Raw genomic sequence first — 18,332 nt, forward strand, 5'->3', positions numbered from 1 at the left:
GGGTCATACCTTTCAGTGGCCGCTGAGGGGCGGTCACTTGCCGCCGTTGATGACGGACTCCTTCAGCGCGCCGTCCGCGGCGCCCCACTTCTGAAGGATCTTCTGGTACTCGCCGTTCTTGATGATCGCGTTCATCGCCGCCTGCAGGGCGTCGCGCAGCTTGGTGTTGCCCTTGGCGACCGCGACGCCGTAGGGGGCGGCCTCGACCTGCTGGCCGACGATCTGGAAGTCCTTGCCGCCGCCCGACGTCTTCACCGCGTACGCGGCGACGGGGAAGTCGGACGACACCGCGTCGGCGCCGCCGGAGCGCAGCCGGGTCTGCGCCTGCTGGTCGTCGTCGAAAGGCTCGATGGTGAGTTTCTTGCCGCTCGGACACTTCTTGGCCTCGGTCTTGGCCAGGTCCTCCGAGACCGTGCCGCGCTCCACCGCGACCTTCTTGCCGCACAGGTCCGACCAGCCCGTGATGCCGCCGGTGTCGCCCTTGCGCGTGTAGATGGACACGCCCGCAGAGAGGTAGTCGACGAAGTCGACACCCTCGCCGACCTTCTTGCCGGTCTGCGGGTCGATGCCCTGCTGGCGGCTCTTGTTGTCGGTCATCGCCGACATGGCGATGTCGTAGCGCTTCGAGCGGATACCCGTGAGGAGGGCGTCGAACGTGCCGTTGTCGAACTGGAACTGCACGCCGAGCTGCTTGCCCATGGCGTCGGCCAGGTCGGGGTCGATGCCGGTCGTCTTGCCGGACTTGTCCTTGAACTCGACCGGCGCGTACGCGATGTCCGAGCCGACCTTGATGACACCGGCCTGGCGGATCTCGGCCGGGAGCTTGTCGGCCAGCGGGGCCGATGCGTTGCCCGAGCCGCCGTCCTTGTTCTTCGTCTGGTCGCCGCAGCCGGTGAGCAGCAGGGTGCCCGCGACCGCGATGGCGCCGACCGCAGCTATCCGGGAGTGCGTGGCGGTTGTGCGGCGGGCGGAGCTTGCGGTCATGGTGGTTCCTCCGGCGGGATGGGAAAGCCGATGGGGCGACGAGAACACACACCATTGGGTGTTGCGACCTCGCGTGGTTGAGGCATCTTGCCATTCGGACTTGCGCATTCAGGCGACCCGCTATGTCAAAATCGGATAACGGGTGATCCCCGCGCCACGCACAGACGGCCGATCAAGGCCGGACCTTGTACGGAATTCCCCCCTTCCGACCGGAAGATCTTCGGCGTGTCTCAAGATGCGGTCACTCGCGCGCCGTCCGTGGAGATCGTGAGCGGGCACGACGCCCCCTTGTCCATGTTTCCGGGCATGAGTCATCTCACCAGGTGTGTGACCTTAGTGTTATGGACTCGTCCCGGACGGCATCTGTCCGGTAAGAAGGTTCCTTACACCCCGAATCCGGGGCTCAGGGCGCGTGTGCGGCGCGCCCGTCGCGTATGTCCCCGTGCGTATCACTCATCTGGGCCATGCGCGGTGCCCGTCCACGCCTCGAGCAGGAGTGGCCACCCTCGAACAATGAAACTTAAGGGGTACAACACAGTGGCAGCGGAGATCGTCAATCCTCGCAGCGACAGCAGTACGGATCAGGACGGCGGGCCCTCGCCCCACGATTCCTTCGACCCGGCGTTCGCGCTGCACCGCGGTGGCAAGATGGCCGTGCAGGCCACCGTGCCGATCCGTGACAAGGACGACCTGTCCCTCGCGTACACGCCCGGCGTCGCCCGGGTGTGCACGGCCATCGCGGAGCAGCCGGAGCTGGTCCACGACTACACGTGGAAGTCGTCCGTGGTCGCCGTCGTGACCGACGGCACCGCGGTGCTGGGGCTCGGTGACATCGGTCCCGAGGCCTCCCTTCCCGTGATGGAGGGGAAGGCGATCCTGTTCAAGCAGTTCGGCGGGGTGGACGCGGTCCCGATCGCCCTCGACTGCACGGACGTGGACGAGATCGTCGAGACGGTGGCCCGGCTCGCGCCCTCCTTCGGGGGCGTGAACCTGGAGGACATCTCGGCGCCGCGGTGCTTCGAGGTCGAGCGCCGGCTCCAGGAGCGGCTGGACATCCCGGTCTTCCACGACGACCAGCACGGCACGGCCGTGGTGACGCTGGCGGCCCTGCGCAATGCCGCGCGGCTGACCGGGCGGGGGCTCGGCGATCTGCGGGCCGTCATCTCCGGTGCGGGCGCGGCCGGGGTCGCCATCGCGAGGATGCTGGTCGAGGCGGGGATCGGCGATGTGGCGGTCGCCGACCGCAAGGGCATCGTGTCGCTCGACCGGGACGACCTGACGCCGGTCAAGCAGGAGCTCGCGCAGTTCACGAACAAGGAGGGGCTGAGCGGATCGCTGGAGCACGCCCTGGCGGGCGCCGACGTCTTCATCGGCGTCTCCGGCGGCACGGTCCCGGAGGAGGCCGTGGCCTCGATGGCCGAGGGTGCCTTCGTCTTCGCGATGGCCAACCCGAACCCCGAGGTGCACCCGGACGTCGCGCACAAGTACGCGGCCGTGGTGGCGACCGGGCGGTCCGACTTCCCGAACCAGATCAACAACGTGCTGGCCTTCCCCGGGATCTTCGCGGGCGCGCTGCGAGTGCGGGCGTCCCGGATCACGAAGGGGATGAAGATCGCGGCGGCCGAGGCGCTGGCGGCGGTCGTCGGGGACGACCTGGCAGCCGACTACGTGATCCCGTCGCCCTTCGACGAACGGGTCGCGCCCGCGGTGACGGCCGCGGTCGCCGCTGCCGCGCGGGTGGACGGGGTTGCCCGGCGCTGACCCTCGCGAGGTGGGCGGGATGTGCGTGACCCTCCCACCACTCACCCGTGCGGGATTGCTGCGGGGCGGAGACGGCGTGCGGTGACGTTCTCTGCCCGGCGCCCCTGCGCGTAAGACGGCCGGAGTAGTTGTGGGCGAGCCTGAGCTGCGCTCACCTGTTCCGGCCGTCTTCCCGTACGCCGCCCCGGGCGCTGTTCGTGCTCGACCTGCGGGACGGACGGCGCGGGAGCCGCGAGGAGTTCATCCGGCCCGGGCGGACCGTCGCGCCCGCGCCGGCGGGACGTGTGTCACAACCGGTCCTGGTTCCGTCGTCCCCCGGTGACCCCTATCGTCAAGGTCATGTTCGCTGCCTACGCCGCCCGCATCGACCGCGACCACCCCCTCACCGGCCTTGAGTTGGGAGAGCGCCCGGCTCCCGAGCGGAGGCCCGGATGGACGACCGTGAACGTCAAGGCCGCCTCCCTCAATCACCATGATCTCTGGTCCCTCCGGGGCGTCGGTCTCACCGAGGACAGGCTGCCCATGATCCTCGGCTGTGACGCGGCCGGTGTCGACGAGGACGGCAACGAGGTCGTCCTCCACTCCGTCATCGGCCAGAGCGGCCACGGCGTCGACCCCGACGAGCCCCGCTCGATCCTCACCGAGCGCTACCAGGGCACCTTCGCGGAGCAGGTCTCCGTACCCACGTGGAACGTCCTTCCCAAGCCCAGGGAGCTCTCCTTCGAGGAGGCCGCCTGCCTCCCGACCGCCTGGCTGACCGCTTACCGGATGCTCTTCACCAACGCCGGCGTGCGTCCCGGCGACTCCGTCCTCGTCCAGGGTGCGGGCGGCGGTGTCGCCACGGCCGCGATCGCTCTGGGCAAGGCCGCCGGTCTACGGGTCTTCGCCACCAGCCGTGACGAGGCCAAGCGCAAGCGGGCACTGGAACTCGGCGCCGTGGAGGCCCTGGAGTCCGGGGCGCGGCTGCCGCAGCGGGTGGACGCGGTCATCGAGACCGTCGGCGCCGCCACCTGGTCCCACTCCGTCAAGTCCCTGCGGCCCGGCGGCACGCTCGTCATCTCGGGCGCCACCAGCGGCGACCGTCCCTCCCATGCCGAGCTCACCCGTATCTTCTTCCTGGAGCTCAAAGTCGTCGGTTCCACCATGGGGTCCAAGGACGAGCTGGAGGATCTGCTCTCCTTCTGCGCCGCCACCGGCGTGCGGCCCGTCATCGACCAGGTCCTTCCGCTCGACCGGGCCCGTGAGGGCTTCGAACGTCTGGAGACGGGCGACCAGTTCGGCAAGATCGTGCTGACCACGAACTGACTCACTCCTGAATATCCGGCCACGGCGGGCCCGGAACCTTCCGGGTCCGCCGTTCACGTTCCCGCACCATCACGTGTCACCTATGTCACCTGCTCCTCGCCCTGACCGCCCGCCCCGGTGTCCCCTCCGAGGTCCTCGCCGATCACGGGGTGACGTGGCCGTGGAGCGGCTGCTGTGGGGCGGGGGAGAAGCGAAGACCGGGTGAGCGTGGCGGTGGGGCTCGGTCAAGGGGGCACCTAGGGTGGATACCTCGGTCGTCCCGATCCTTTGGAGAATCCGTGCCCGAGAGTTCGCCGTCGCCCGTCTCCGAACCCCTGCCTGTGGAGTTCACCTCCGCTGCGGGGCCCGTCCGGGAGGCGGTGACCAAGCTCGGTGGACAGCCCGTGTGGCTGGAGGAACCGCAGTGGCCACTGTCGCGCCGGACCGGTGAACCCCTGCAGTTTCTCGGGCAGTTCGCCCTTGAGAGTGGTGCGCTGGGCTATCTGTTCATGGCGGGGGACGACACCGACGGGACATTCGACCCCGAGGGCGGTGAGAACGCTCTCCTCGTCCAGCCGGGCGGCCGAGTCCCGGGATTCGTCTCCGTGCGAGCCCAGGCGGAGGGGCCGACCGCGGGCGCCGACCATCTGCCGCGCCCGGCCGGGGAGGGCGGCACCGATCCGGACGGACACGCCTGGCAGTTCCTTGGTGGCCCTGGGGTCGAACCACGCTGGCTCCAGGGCGAGGAGACTCCGGGCGACGGCTGGCGCCTCCTCGTTCAACTCGACTCCGGCCGCCTGCCGTTCCATGTCAACTTCGGTGACTCCGGCGTCGGCTATGCCTTCACCTCACCCGACGCCAAGGAAGGACGCTTTTTGTGGCAGTGCATGTGAGCCGCTTCCGCTGCCGGGTCAGGTGACGTCGGGCCCCTCGGCCAGGGGCACGACAGCCGGCGTCACCCCCAGTAGGTCGGAGGCATCACTTCTTCCCTGATCGGAGTGTCGCCCCGATGTGCGCTGCCGCGGTCGACAGATGGTGGCGGGCGTCGCGGACCTGTTCTTCGGTCACTCCGTGGTCGCGGGCCGCGTCGCGGATGTCGTCACGGAAGCGGTCCAGTAGACGGTCGAGCGCGCGGGCCGGGTCACCCGGGAAGTCCTCGTGCGCCCAGGAGGGTTCGTACGTGCCGGGGAAGTCCTCGGTGGTCGTCGAGTACTCCGGTTCCTCCGCCGTCTTCGGCGCGCCTGGCGCTCCCTTGCGTCCGACGCCGAAGTCCTTTCCGAACTCCTTGCCGAAGCTCTTCCCGAACTCGCCGAACTCCTTGGCCAGTTCGGTCAGCCCCTCTCGTACACCCGTCGGCCAGTCGCCTCGCGTGAAGTGGTCCTGGACCTGATCCTGGACCCGCCGTGCCATGCGCTGCAGCTCCTCCTGTGCCTGGGCGCGCGCCCGCTCCTGGGCCTCGGTGGCCTGGCGGCGTGCCCGCTGGGCCTCCTCACGGGCTCGCCGGCTCTCATCCTTGGCGCGCCGGGCCTGCTCCTTCCACTCCTGCTTGACGCGACGCATCTCCTCTTTGGCGGCGCGCCATGACTCCTTCTCGGGTTGGTCGCCGTACCCGCCGCCGTGCTCCTCGGTGCCGCGCCGGGCCTCGGTGGCCGCGGCCCGCATCTCGCGGCGCAGATCGCCTGCCGCGCCCCGGACGTCCGCCTGGATCTCGGCGGCCAGCTCCGCGACCGACTCGCGGATCTCCAGTTCCAGGTCGGCCAGCTCACCGCTGCGGTCGGCCAGTTCCGCGCGGCCCGCGTCCGTGATCGCGTACACCTTGCGGCCGCCCTCGGTGGTGTGTGTGACCAGACCCTCGGCCTCCAGCTTGGCCAGCCGCGGGTAGACCGTGCCCGCGGATGGTGCGTACAGCCCCTGGAAGCGCTCCTCCAGCAGCCTTATCACCTCGTATCCGTGGCGTGGCGCCTCGTCGAGCAGCTTCAGCAGGTAGAGCCGCAGTCGTCCATGGGCGAAGACGGGAGGCATGTCAAAGTCCCTTCCGCTCGGTCGGATCGCCGGTCGCGCCGTCAGGGGAACGGTCGGACGCGTCGGCGGTGTCGCTGGTGGTGGCCGGGGACGGGTGTGCGGGCGGCGTGTCCCGGGACAGGGACGGGTCCGCCGGCTCGTGGGGCTCGGGAGCGTGGCGTGGCTCGGGTATCGCGTCCTGGGCCTCGGTCGGCGAGGCGTCTTGTGGTGTGTCCCATGGCTCGTCCTCCGCGGGTGGGCGACGCAGGAGAGCGATGGAGCCGGAGACCGTGGTCGCCTTCAGCTGTCCGTTGCCCCCGCCCAGGCGGCCCGCGATCTTCTTTGCACCCCACTGGCCGGTCACACGCAGATCGTCGAAGGCGTTCGAGACGGCGCCGCTCGCCGTGTTCGCCTCGATCTCGGTGTCCACCGGGTGGGGGAGCCGGATGGCGATCTCGCCCGAGACGTTCGTCAGGCGGGCGTCGGTGGGGCCGCTCGTGGGGCCCAGGTCCAGGATGATCGAGCCGCTCACCGAGTCCGCCCTCACGAGTGAGCAGGCGCCTTCGATGACGGTCAGATCGCCGGAGACGGAATTGAGCCGCAACTCACCGGTGACTCCCTGGGCCTCCACGCTCCCTGACACCGTCGTGGCGCGGACCGGGCCGGAGAGGCCGACCAGGGTGGTCCCTCCCGTGACGCCCTTCACCTCGGCGCCCCCGTCGATCCCGGAGACCACGGCGTTGGCGCCGATCACGCCGACCTCCACACGTGTGGACGCGGGGACGGCCAAGGAGACCACCGCGCTGCGGCGCCAGCCCTTGCGGTCGAGCCACTTGAGGAAGCCCTTCCAGGGGAGGTCGTCGTACGCCACGGTCAGGGTGCCGTCCTTCTGCGTCACCGTGAGCGGCGGGCCCTCCATGTCCGAGACCTCCAGACGGGCGGAACTCTCCTCGGTGCCCACCACGTTCACCGTTCCGTTGACGGTGCGCACGTGGAGTGCTGTCACGGGGGCATCGAAGGTGAGCTTCCTCGGCTCTGCGACGGACCACTCGGGCATGGTGCTGACCTCCTCGGCCGATACGGACGCGGCGCATGCAACACGCCATATCGCGTCTTTCGCTATTCACGATATATCGCGGCTGCGGGAAGTCAAGACACTCATTCAGGTGAACAATCGATGAGAAAAGTGAAGAAATCGCCCTAATGCTGGGCAGTCAGCTCCCAGGTCCCCGGCCCAGGCGGCGGGACTCCCGCTCGCGGTCCGGCGGCCGCGTCACCGCGGAGGGGGGCACCTCGGGGGGCGTACTCCGGCGCACGGCGCGCCGGAGCCTGGTTGGGACGCGATGTACGTGATCTGGCCCGTCCGGTCCGGCCCGGTCCGATCACGCGGCCGACGGCCGGCCGCCGAGGTCGCGCACCGGACCTCGCGGCCCGCCCGACCTCGTGCGCCCCGGCCCGTCGTACCTCGGGGAGGCCTACTCGTCGTCCTCGTCGTCCAGTCGTGCCAGCCAGGTCGCCAGCCGCTCCACCGGCACCTCGAAGTCCGGGTTGAGGTCGACGAAGGTACGAAGCTGCTCGGCGAGCCACTCGAAGGTGACTTCCTCCTCGCCGCGCCGCTTCTCCAGTTCCTCGATGCCGCGGTCGGTGAAGTACATCGGTGGTGCTCCGTGGGTTTGGTGAAGGGGTAGGAGACGACAAGAAAAAGGATAGGCGTGAGTGCGGCGGTCCAGTGTGGCGCGCGAGGCTCTCGCGCGGTGACCACCGTCCCGCTAGCCTGCGCAGCGGCCGGCGGGACCACAGGGCCCGGGGGAGACGGGGATGCCATGGCGGACGAGTCGGCGCGAATAGCGCGCATCGAGATGCCGGACGGAACGCCTGTGTGGGCCCGGATATCCGGGGCCGGGGAGCTCGGCGTGCCGTCCGGGGAGCTGTCGTACACGGACACGGGATTCACCGACCGGGTGGAGGCGCAGGTCGAGAGCCTTCACTCCGTCGTGACCAGCGTGGCGCGTTCACTGGCGGGACCGCTGCGCGCGGTGCGGCCGGACGAGGTCAGCGTCGAGTTCGGGATCGAACTGACCGCGAAGGCGGGCAAGGTGGTCGGTCTGCTCGCGGACGGCGAGGCCAAGGCCGGCATCACGGTCACCCTCACCTGGCAGGGCGGCCCCCCCTCCCCCGACACGCCCGAAGGGACCCCGTCCGGCGCGACGGCCGACACGCCGGCGGCCGCACCGTCCGCCTCCGCGGGTGACCCGCGCGCGGGTGCGTCCCCCGGCGCGCGGGTGCACGGCGGCGCCGCAGCCGCCGACGGCGGGGGCAGGGCATGACGGACGGGCACGCCCGGGGCGCGTCGAGCGGCCTCGACGCGGCCCGCCGTGCGCTGCGTGAACTCGTCCTGGCCGCGACCGTGCGCATCCATCGGGCCGGGGTCGGGTATGCACCCGACGAGCCGGGCACATTCCTCGGCAGTGGGTTCTTCATCGCGCCGAACTGGGTTCTGACCTGCGCACATGTGGCATTGAGCGGGGAGGGGGGTGAGGTCACCGTGGTCCATGAGACCGGGCCGGGACGGGGTACGTCCGCGGTGGCAGGTTCCGTCGCCGCCGCGGTCCCGGAACACACGGGGACTGCCGTGCGCGGCAACTGGCCGGCCCCGGACCTCGCACTCGTCCAGCTGCGTGAGCCCGTCGACCACGCGTGCGTGTACGTCTCCGAACGGCCCGCCGCGTATTACGGCGAGGGCAGCGTCTACTACGCCGGCTGGACCGTGATGGGCGGCCAACTGCAGGCCCTCGACGGGCCCCTCGCGGTGCGGGGCACCCTGGGAGGTTGGTCCTCGGGCGTGCAACTGCGCCTCGGCGAGAACGAGTTGCCGCGCGGCGTCTCCGGAGGGCCCGTCATCGACCCCGTACGAGGCGAGGTCATCGGCGTCCTGAAATCGCGGTCGGACCAGGGCGGCGGTGGCACCTCCACGGGAATCGAGCAGTTACGGACACTGTCCGTGGCCCGGGGTGAGATGCGGGCCGAGCACGACGACCTCTACCAGGCCGTCTTCCACGCCCATGATCGCTACCACCGGGACCGGCAGCGGAACCCCGACGCCGGCCGGCCCACCTGGATCGACGTGCAAAGCCGGCTCGGAGTGCGACCCGGACGCGCGCTCAGCCCGGACGAGCGGATCCAGTTACTGGGCCGACTCGCGGACCTGCCGCCCCCGGCCGGAACCCGTGGCCTGCTCGACATTCTGGAGTCACTGCCGGACCTCCGGGACGCGATCCCCCAGCCTGCGCCGCGCGGCTGGCGCGACGGCCTCGGCGCGCTGTACGAGGGAGCGCGCCAGGACGGGGCGCTGGAACTCGTCCTCGACTACGCGATGCGTGTCATGTCCGCCGAACGTCCCTTCGCGGCGCCCGGTACGCGTGACGCGGAACAGGCGCTGTGGGAATGGGTGCGGCACAGCGCGGAGGGCCTCGACCAGCGCTACCGCAGAAGCCTGGCCCAGCAGCGGATCGAACTGTTCCGGTCGCGGCCCCGCCCCGGGGTGTCCCCGCTGCCCGCCGCCGTTCCCGGGGTGCCGACCGGTCCCGTGCCGCTCGTGCCGCCGAACGGCTCGCCACGCGGACTCGATCCGTCCCTGGTTCACGACCCAGCGCGCGAGGAGCACGCCAAGGCGCACGCCACCGATCGCGCGCCCCGCCCGTCCGCCCTGCTCGAACTCGTGCAGCGGGGCTGGGAACCGGACCGCTGCGACGGGCGGATCTCCGTGGCCCGCCCCGACGGAGAGGTCGTCCGCCTCGATGAGGCCGAGCGGCTGCCGTTGGCGGAGCTACCCCAGCTTCTCGCCGGCCCGCTCGCCGAGGCCTTTCGCCACTGTGACCGGCCCGGTCGGCCCGCCGTGCTGCAGGTCGCACTGCCCCGTACGCTGCTCGGACTGGACGTGGACGCCTGGCAGTTGGACGCGGATGATGTGCCACTCGGTGTCGCACGCCCCGTGGTCGTGCGCTGTGCCGACCGCGATCAATTGCCCGACGGGGACGAGTTCGGGCCGTTCGAGAAGGACCCGGTGGCGGTCGACGAGGAGCAAGGGGAGCGGGAGGCCCGCTGGCGCTGGGTCCACGCACACGACGCCCAAGGCGAAGTCCTCGACTGTGACGACGGACTGCCGATACCCGTACCGCCGCTGGACCGGCTCCGGGGACTGCCCCACGGCGCGGTCCCGATCCTGTGCCGTTACGGGGACCGGCAGTTCGAGGACGACGCCGTGGCGCTCGCGCGGATCGTGCACGGCGGCTTCGGTGTCGCGCTGTGGCGCCGCTGGCGCGGCCGACGGGACGCCGTGTGCGGGGAGTTCCACCGCCGGGCCGGCGACACGGTCGCCGGGGCGGGCAGTGCCGAACGCCTTCCGGAACTGGTGCACGAGTTGCGGGCAGGGCTGCGCGCGGGCCGGGCGGAGACGTACTGGGCCGACGGCATCGCTCTGTACTACGACGATCCGCACCACCCCCTGCCCGGGAGCGGCGACCTGCTGGAGGCGCCGTGAAGCGACCGAGCCGAAGGCCGTACGGCGCCCTTACCAGGCTCCGTGCGGATCGATACCGTGATGCAGGTTCGACGGCTGCCATGGCGGACGAGTGACGACGAGGACCGGACCATGACCGAATCCAGCGAGTGGCTCATCTACCGAGGCGCCGGGGAACCCCACGACGGGATCGATCACCTGCCCGCGCCCCCGCCGTGGCGTGACTTCAGGGGCCGGGACGCGGCCCGCACGGGCACCGACGGCGACGGGTCGGAGGACCGCAGGCTCGGGGCGTACCGGCATCTGGCCGAACTGCACCGACCCGGTGCCGAGGAACTCGAGATGATCAACGCGGCGCTGTATCTGCGCCGTCCCCTGCTCGTCACCGGCAGTCCGGGGACGGGCAAGAGCACCCTGGCACACTCCGTCGCCTACGAACTGGGGTTGGGTAACGTCCTGCGGTGGTCCATCGTCAGCCGTTCCACCCTCCAGGACGGCCTCTACCACTACGACGCCATCGCCCGGCTCCAGGACGCGCAGATCGCCGCCCAGGGTGGGGGAGGCACCGCGGCGGGTGCCCCCGGCGCGGTGGAGAACATCGGCGGCTACATCCGCCTCGGACCCCTCGGCACCGCCCTGCTGCCCTCCGACACCCCGCGTGTGCTGCTCATCGACGAGCTCGACAAGAGCGACATCGACCTGCCCAACGACCTGCTCAACGTGTTGGAGGAGGGCGAGTTCCCGATACCCGAACTGGAGCGGCTCGCCGACCGGTTGCCGAACGGCGAGGCCGAGGTGCTCACCGCCGACGGCACCAAGGCGCTCGTGCGCGACGGACGGGTCCGCTGCCGCGCCTTCCCCTTCGTGGTCCTGACGAGCAACGGGGAACGCGACTTTCCCGCTCCGCTGATGCGCCGGTGCATCCACCTGCAGCTCGGCCGCCCCGACCACAGGAGACTCGCCACCTTCGTACGTGCCCACCTGGGCGACGAGGCGGCCCGCGCCGGTGACGATCTCATCACGCACTTCCTGGAGCGCTCCCGTAGCGAACTCCTCGCCGCGGACCAGCTGTTGAACGCGATCTACCTCACCGACGCGGCCGCCCCGCCCAGCCGCGACCGCCTGGCCGACCTGCTCATCCAGCGACTCGACCGCCCGAGGTGACGTGCTGATGCCCGATGCCGCGGCGCGCCATGGTCCGGTCCCTCCCGGCGAGGGTCCCGACACCGGGCGCCCCGGCATGCCCGGGGGCGACCCGATCGCCGAACTGATCGCCCGGTTGCGGGGAATCGGGCTCGACCCGGACGCCGAGGAACTGTGCGACGCCCTCTGGCTGGCCCGCTGGGCACGTCCCGCGTGTTCAGGCCAGGACGATGCGCCGGAGCGGCCGGCCCGGTCCGCCGTGCGGGGCGTACGATCCGGTGCGTCGCTGCCGGGCGGCGTCCCGGTCGCGGATCGGTCCCACGCCGATCTGTCCCCGCCCGGACCGGTGCCCTACGAGGCGGGAGGCGACCAGCGCGTCGCCCTGTACCCGGTGCCCCGGCACGGCGGGGCGCGGGAGAGGGAGCAGGGAGGGACCACGGCGCTACCGGTCGGCGTACCCGTTGCCCCCGTGCTCCCAGCGCCACTCGAACTCCAGCGCGCACTCAGGCCGTTGCAGGGGTACCGGAGTGCCGCGCCACCTCGCAGGTCGGTGCTCGACGAAACGGCGACGGCGGAACTGAGTGCCCGGGCCGGCGGTCTGGTGCTGCCCGTCTTCCGTGCGGTGACCCGGGCCGACGCACGGCTCCAGCTGGTGATGGACGCCTCGTCGTCGATGCGTGTCTGGGACCGCATGTTCGTCGAACTGGAGCAGGTCTTCGGCCAGTTGGGAGCGTTCCGGGACATCCAGGTCAGCCATCTGCACGAGGGGCCCGACGGCAAGCCCGCCGTCAGTCACAGTCCCGAACCGAAGGCCGCGCCGCTGCACTCCGCCGACCGGCTGAGCGACCCGACGGGCCGTCGCGTCACCCTTCTGGTCAGCGACTGCGCGGGTCCCCTCTGGCGCAGCGGTCACGCCCACCGGCTTCTGTACCAGCTGGCCCGGCAGGCCCCCGCCGCAGTGCTCCAGCCGCTGCCGCAGCGGATGTGGAACCGCACCCGGCTTCCCGTCACCTACGGCGAGTTGAACCGCGGCGAATCACTGGGCGGTGCCGCGGCGCTCCGGGTGCGCACCCCGGCCGGCCGGCCCCCGGAGGCGCGACGGGGCGCCCTCCCGTTGCCGGTGCTGCCGCCCGAGCCGGTGGCCCTCGGCGCCTGGGCGCGGCTGCTGTCCGGGGCGGGCGCGGGGCCGGTGGCCGGCGCCGTGGGCTGGGTGCGCGCCGATCAGCAGCCCGCCCCGGCGGCGCGACCGGGCCGCCGCCCGTCCGCACTCGAACTGGTCAGCCGCTTCCGCTCCACCGCATCCCCGGCCGCGGGCCGGCTGGCCGTCTACCTCGCCGCGGCCCCGCTGTGCCTGCCGGTGATGCAGTTGGTGCAGCGGACCATGCTTCCCGACTCCGGGCCGTCCGAACTGGCCGAGGTCCTACTGAGCGGCCTGGTCTCACGTGCCAATGAGGGCCACGGCAGCGACGGCGTCCCGTGGTACGAGTTCGCGCCCGGGGTGCAGGAGTCACTGCTGTCACCGCTCGGCCGGGACGAGGCCATGCTGGTGCTCAAGCACTGCTCGGAGTACATCGAGCAGCGCTTCGGCAAGGGCGGTCCCAACTTCCCCGCGCTGGCCCTCGCGCAACTGGGCGACGGCGCCTCGGCACGTCCGTACACACCCGGCGCCGGACGTCCGGAGGAGAACGGGGACGGCGGCGCCGCCCTGGTTCCCCAGCCCTTCGCCGAGGTCGCCGCACGCGTCCTGGAACGCTTCATGCCGCTACCCCGGCAGTCCGCCCTCTACGGCAGCCAAGGCCGCGCGGAACCGGCCACGGAGCGCCCGACGCACCCCGTGGTCGTACGGGCCCGGTCGCTGGTCGAACGGTTCGACCGGGATGGCATGGTGCAGGACCTCATCGACGCCGTGCAACTGCTGCGGGGCGCCACGGAGCATGAGCCGGCGGTCGGGACCGATCCCGAACTGTGGGCCGAGTACGCGCACTGCGTACTGCGGCTGTGGGAGGTACTGGGCGGCGCGGACCTGTTGCGCGAGGCGGAGGCGGCGGCGGACCGGGCCGTGGCCCACCCCCGCGCCCTGCGCGAGAGGGCCGTGCTCGCCCGGGTGCTGCGCGCCGCCGCCACCGACCGCAGGCGCCACGGCGACAAGCGCGGCGCACTGGAACTCCTGCGCCGTGGGGACCGTGAGTACGCCGTGGCCTGCGCGGCCCCCGAGCTGGACGAGAAGGAGGCGCTCGGCCTCACCCTGGAGCGCGTCGGCGGACTGGAGTCGCAGTGGCTCCTCGGCGGTGACAGCGCGGTGCTGCAGGGCGCTGTCGGCATGCTCGAGGCGTTCGCCGACGCCTGGCCCGACCGGCGTGACCGGCCGCCCGGCCTGGCGCTCGCCCACGGCCGGATCCTGCTGCGCCTGTCGGGCGCCACCGCCGACCCGGAGCAGGCCCGCCTGTACGCGGAGCAGGGCGCGCAGTCCCTGCGGAACGCGCTGGACACCGGCTCCGAGGCTGGCCGCGAGGCCCACGCCGGGAACCCGCGTGAGCGAGTCCGCGTCATCCTCGACCTGGTGGACGCGCTGCTGCGGTCCGGCGGCCCCCTGGACGACGCCCAGGCCCGCGTCGACGAGGCACTCGCACTGACCAGGGACCAGAGCGTGCGCGCCTCCCTCCTGATGCGCGCCGGACGCATCAGGGTGGCCCGCTACGCCGAGACGGGAGACCCGCGCGAACTCCAGGAGGCGGCGGACCGCTTCGCACAGGCGTCCCAGCGCATGCCGCGGGACGCGCCCGCACACGCCGAAGTGCTCGCCGAATGGGGCGAGGTACTGCTGCGTCGGGCCACGATGGAGAGCGGCCTTCGCTCCCAGGAGCCGCTGTCCCGGGCGATTCGGGTGCTGCGCGACTGCCGGACGGAAACCCCCGTCGGTGGCCGGCAGCTCGCGCACTGCCTCCTGCTGCTGGGCCGGGCGCTGATGCTCCGCTACCGGGTCCGGGGCGACCGCGTCGACCTGCGTGAGGCCGAGCATCTCTTCGGACTCGCGGCGGCGGAGGCAGACGATCCACTGCTGGCGGCCCGCTGCTGGCTGGAGGGGGGACAGGTCCAGTTCGAGGCGTACCAGAGCCTGGGGCGGCCCGCGCGCCTCGACGAGGCGGTCGACGCGTTCCGGGCAGCCGCCGAGGCGGCCCGGGAAGCGGAGGAGAAACCCGAGACGGACCGCCGGCGGCAGGAAGCCGTGGAGCTATGCGCGCAGGCGCACCACTGGCGGGGTATGTCCTATGAGGCGGCGGCCCGTCCGCGTGCGGCCCGCGAGGCGTACCGGGCCGCACGGACCGAGTGGTCGAGGCTGCCGGAGGACCACGTCAGCACGGGTGAGCCGACGGCACGACAGACGGCGCAGCGGCTGGCGGAGTTGGAGTGAGCGGGGCGAGCGGAGAGGGACCGGGCCATGGGCACACGGGATGAATCGCCTTCCGGGGCATCGGACGAGGGAGTGCGCCGGACGGATTCGTGGGAGCCGGTGCCGGATCTGCTGGAGCTGGACCTGGGCGAGCTGAGGACGATCGAGCATCCGGTGCTGCGCGAGGTGCTGGCGGAACTGCGGGAGCGGGCGTCACAGCCGAGCGAGATGCTCTGGGGGTTCAACAACGCCTTTTGACGGGGCGGAGTCCGGAAGACCGTCAGGGGCTGCTCACCGGCTGCGGTCGCCGTGCATCACTTTCGGTCGAATTCCACGCCCAATCAGTCAGCTGCGAACGGATGTGTTTGTGCCGGTCCGTGGGCAGGCATGGGGTTCCACACGGGCAGGGGGCTGCGCCGCGGTGGTCGGACCGCCGGAGCGCGAGCCGTACGGCATGGGGGTGCTGGAGTGTCGCCACAGGCCGCTCCCCCGCACACCCCGGAACCCTTCCCGTTCCGGCAGTTCATCGTGAAGGTCCACGGCCGCTGCAATCTGGCCTGCCGGTACTGCTATCTCTACGAGGGGCCCGACCACACCTGGCGCGATCGGCCCGCTGCCGCGACGCCCGAGGTCCTGGACCGCACCGCCCACCGCATCGCCGAGCACGCCCGCACCCATGATCTTCCGGCGGTGTCCCTGGTCCTGCACGGGGGCGAACCACTGCTGGCGGGCGCGGCCGCGCTGGCGCGCTTCACCGACCTCGTCGGCGGTCTGGTTCCGGGCACCTGCACCGTCCACGCCACCGTGCAGACGAATGCCACCCTCCTCACCGAGCGACACGCGGCCACCCTGGCCGAGCACGGCATCCGTATCGGTATCAGCCTCGACGGCGGCCTCGCCGCCCACAACACGCGGCGCGTCGACCGGTCGGGCCGCCCGTCCTGGCCGGCCGCCTCCCGCGGCGCGCGCCTGATCGCCGACCGGTTCCCGGGGGCATACGCCGGAATCCTCACGGTGGTGGACCCGACGCTGGACCCGCTGGAGACGTACGAGTCCCTGCTCGCCCTGCGCCCGCCGGCCCTGGATCTGCTGCTGCCACACGGGAACTGGTCGGCTCCGCCGCCGTACCTGGACGGAACCGGCACTCCCTACGGTGACTGGCTGTGCACCGTCTTCGACCGTTGGTGGGGAGCCGGGCGGCGGGAGACCCGGGTGCGACTGTTCGAGGAATGCCTCGCGCTGTTGCTGGGGCTGCCGGCCGCCACGGAGTCACTGGGCCTCGCGCCCTTCGACGCGGTGGTGGTGGAGACGGACGGGTCCATCGAGCAGGTGGACTCGCTGAAATCGGCATACGAGGGGGCCGCGGAGACGGGGCTGGACGTGTTCCGGCACGGCTTCGAAGAGGCGCTGCGCCATCCCGGCGTCGCGGCCCGGCAGGCGGGCGCGGCCGCCCTGGCGGCGGAATGCCGGTCGTGCCCGTTGCTCAAGGTCTGCGGGGGCGGCCACTATGCCCACCGCTACCGAGCCGGAAACGGCTTTGTAAATCCGTCCGTTTACTGCGCTGACCTGCAGCGTTTCATTCGCCATGTGGCGAAGCGGCTCACGGACGACGCAGCGCCGGCCCTCCTGGCGTCCGCTCCCGTCCCACCGCCCGCCTCATGGGAAGGGAGTACCCGGTGATCCTTCCGGCGGTCCCCGACCGGGCCCTGGCCGAACTCGGCCGTACCGAGGGCAGCCCTGACACGCTTGCGCTTCTCGTACGTGACCAGGACACCCGGCGATTGCTGCTGCTGCGGGCGGTGCTCGATACGGCGGACGGGGCGGACAGCACAGTGTGCCCGGCCGCGGCGCGGAGGCGGATGCGGGAGGACTGGGCGCTGCTGGTCGAGGCCGATCGGGCGGGCTACGTACCGATGACGCGCGGTCGTACGGCGCGGGGCCACCGTGCGACCGCCGACGGCGCACAGGGACGTGCACCCGTCTCGGCGAGCCTTCCGGACGGCCTGTGCGACATCCGTCGCACACCCGCCCGTGACCGGCTCCTCCATCCCCTGATGGGCCCTTGGGCCAGGCGCTGCCTGCGCGCCCTGGACGCGCGGACGGGACCACCCACAGGGGAGCACGCAGGCGAACTGCGCCGGGACCTCGCCCACTTCAGCGCCGTCGCCGCGGTGGCCGCGGCCCGCGCCGGGGTCTGCTTCACCGTGCGGCTGACCGCTCACGACGGGATGCTCGTGCTGCCGTCCCTCGGGGCGTTGCGTACGGAGGAGGCAGCTCCCACCCGGGTCGACATCAGCCACCGTGACGGACGCCTGACGCTGCGACAGCGTCACCGACCCGACATCGTGGTGAACTTGGAGGAGGGAACCGGGGCATGGTCCGGTGCACCCGACTGGACGCCCGCTTACGCACTGCCCCGCCTGGCACCGGGCAGTGCGCCGATGCCCCTGGACGACCTCGACCCGTACCGAACCGTCCGCGGAGGGCCCCGCTACCAGACGCTGAGTGGTCCGGCGACGCCGGACGACGCGGAGCGAAAGCGGTGGGTGCAGGCCTGGGCGGGGACAGAGGGGGCCTTGCGCCTCGGGGGAGAACAGCGGCTCGCGGAAGCCGTCGGTCTTCTGCGGTGCCTTGTGCCGCTCGTCATGCCGCCTGCCGCGTCACCTGGGGGGTCCGGCGAAGGGAGCTGCAGCGCCACCAGGCGCGAGGCGTTCGGAGCCGTACTCAGCAGCCTCCCGCCGACACCGTCGACCTTCGCCGCGACCCTGGTCCATGAACTGCAGCACACCAAACTCGCAGCGGTCAGCGACATGATGACGTTGCACCACGCCGGTCCGCAGGAAAGGTACTTCGCCCCGTGGCGCCCCGACCCACGCCCCTACGACGGTCTGCTGCAAGGTGCCTACTCGCACCTGGCGCTCGCTGACTACTTCCAGCGCTGCGCGCACACGGCCCCGGGGCGGGCGGAGAGGGAGAGCGCGTGGAGCCTGTACGCGCGCTACAAGGAGCAAGTGGGTGCCGTGCTGCCGACGCTGGTCGCGTCCGCCGACCTCACCCCCCAAGGCCGCCGTTTCGTCGACCAGATGATCGGCGCGTACGAGCGGATCGCCGAGTGCCCCGCTCCTCGGGATCACGCGGTCCGCGCGGCGGCCTATGTGAGGGCCGCCCGCTCCCTGTGGCTGCAGAGGCATGCGCGCGTTGCACCACAAGGATGAATGATGTTGCGGAAACAGGTGGGGATCGTTGCGC

At 71.7% G+C, this 18,332-nt stretch carries 14 protein-coding genes and 1 pseudogene; 11 read left to right on the forward strand and 4 right to left on the reverse strand.

Annotated elements, in window-relative coordinates; genetic code table 11:
- Positions 1–33 precede the first annotated feature (33 nt).
- Positions 34–984, reverse strand: coding sequence for an ABC transporter substrate-binding protein (locus tag ACWDEX_RS22875; protein ID WP_450465636.1), 951 nt, complete (start codon positions 982–984; stop codon positions 34–36).
- A 537-nt stretch (positions 985–1,521) separates the two neighbouring features.
- On the opposite strand from ACWDEX_RS22875, the gene ACWDEX_RS22880 reads away from it, so the two are divergent.
- From ACWDEX_RS22880 to ACWDEX_RS22895, 4 genes and pseudogenes are all read left to right on the forward strand, one after another.
- Positions 1,522–2,745 (forward strand): NAD(P)-dependent malic enzyme, encoded by a 1,224-nt coding sequence (locus tag ACWDEX_RS22880; protein ID WP_450465726.1) that lies wholly within the window; start codon positions 1,522–1,524, stop codon positions 2,743–2,745.
- A gap of 339 nt (positions 2,746–3,084) precedes the next feature.
- Positions 3,085–4,050: a zinc-binding dehydrogenase gene (locus ACWDEX_RS22885; protein ID WP_450465637.1), complete on the forward strand. Its 966-nt coding sequence runs from the start codon at positions 3,085–3,087 to the stop codon at positions 4,048–4,050.
- Between the two features lie 86 nt (positions 4,051–4,136).
- A pseudogene (locus tag ACWDEX_RS22890) lies at positions 4,137–4,255 on the forward strand (Clp protease N-terminal domain-containing protein); the annotation flags it as partial.
- Positions 4,256–4,328: 73 nt separating this feature from the next.
- The gene (locus ACWDEX_RS22895; protein ID WP_450465638.1) at positions 4,329–4,922 is read left to right on the forward strand and encodes a hypothetical protein; all 594 of its coding nucleotides are present in this window, start codon (positions 4,329–4,331) and stop codon (positions 4,920–4,922) included.
- An 85-nt stretch (positions 4,923–5,007) separates the two neighbouring features.
- On the opposite strand, the gene ACWDEX_RS22900 is transcribed toward ACWDEX_RS22895, so the two are convergent.
- The 3 genes from ACWDEX_RS22900 to ACWDEX_RS22910 all read right to left on the reverse strand — a co-directional run bounded on the left by ACWDEX_RS22900 (position 5,008) and on the right by ACWDEX_RS22910 (position 7,685).
- The gene (locus ACWDEX_RS22900) at positions 5,008–6,051 is read right to left on the reverse strand and encodes a helix-turn-helix transcriptional regulator (protein WP_450465639.1); all 1,044 of its coding nucleotides are present in this window, start codon (positions 6,049–6,051) and stop codon (positions 5,008–5,010) included.
- Position 6,052: 1 nt separating this feature from the next.
- Positions 6,053–7,087 carry a DUF4097 family beta strand repeat-containing protein gene (locus tag ACWDEX_RS22905; protein WP_450465641.1) on the reverse strand — a complete coding sequence of 345 codons (1,035 nt, stop codon included), beginning with the start codon at positions 7,085–7,087 and terminating at the stop codon, positions 6,053–6,055.
- A gap of 418 nt (positions 7,088–7,505) precedes the next feature.
- Positions 7,506–7,685 (reverse strand): DUF6104 family protein, encoded by a 180-nt coding sequence (locus ACWDEX_RS22910; protein WP_003992906.1) that lies wholly within the window; start codon positions 7,683–7,685, stop codon positions 7,506–7,508.
- 168 nt (positions 7,686–7,853) lie between these two features.
- Between ACWDEX_RS22910 and ACWDEX_RS22915 the strand changes: the two genes are divergently transcribed.
- From ACWDEX_RS22915 to ACWDEX_RS22945, 7 genes are all read left to right on the forward strand, one after another.
- Positions 7,854–8,357: a CU044_2847 family protein gene (locus ACWDEX_RS22915; protein WP_450465642.1), complete on the forward strand. Its 504-nt coding sequence runs from the start codon at positions 7,854–7,856 to the stop codon at positions 8,355–8,357.
- Positions 8,354–10,570 carry a VMAP-C domain-containing protein gene (locus ACWDEX_RS22920; protein WP_450465643.1) on the forward strand — a complete coding sequence of 739 codons (2,217 nt, stop codon included), beginning with the start codon at positions 8,354–8,356 and terminating at the stop codon, positions 10,568–10,570. Before ACWDEX_RS22915 ends, ACWDEX_RS22920 begins: the two co-directional genes overlap by 4 nt.
- Positions 10,571–10,681: 111 nt before the next feature.
- Positions 10,682–11,713, forward strand: a complete 1,032-nt coding sequence (locus tag ACWDEX_RS22925; RefSeq protein ID WP_450465645.1) for an AAA family ATPase — start codon at positions 10,682–10,684, stop codon at positions 11,711–11,713.
- A gap of 7 nt (positions 11,714–11,720) precedes the next feature.
- A complete protein-coding gene (locus tag ACWDEX_RS22930) occupies positions 11,721–15,104 on the forward strand; it encodes an SAV_2336 N-terminal domain-related protein (protein WP_450465646.1) in 3,384 nt (1,127 codons plus the stop codon).
- A 27-nt stretch (positions 15,105–15,131) separates the two neighbouring features.
- A complete protein-coding gene (fxsA, locus tag ACWDEX_RS22935) occupies positions 15,132–15,341 on the forward strand; it encodes an FxSxx-COOH cyclophane-containing RiPP peptide (protein ID WP_450465648.1) in 210 nt (69 codons plus the stop codon).
- A 210-nt stretch (positions 15,342–15,551) separates the two neighbouring features.
- Positions 15,552–16,763: an FxsB family cyclophane-forming radical SAM/SPASM peptide maturase gene (locus ACWDEX_RS22940; protein WP_450465649.1), complete on the forward strand. Its 1,212-nt coding sequence runs from the start codon at positions 15,552–15,554 to the stop codon at positions 16,761–16,763.
- The gene (locus ACWDEX_RS22945) at positions 16,763–18,298 is read left to right on the forward strand and encodes an aKG-HExxH-type peptide beta-hydroxylase (protein WP_450465727.1); all 1,536 of its coding nucleotides are present in this window, start codon (positions 16,763–16,765) and stop codon (positions 18,296–18,298) included. The genes ACWDEX_RS22940 and ACWDEX_RS22945 overlap by 1 nt, the downstream gene beginning before the upstream one ends.
- Positions 18,299–18,332 lie beyond the last annotated feature (34 nt).

The organism is Streptomyces sp. NPDC001020 (assembly GCF_053599115.1).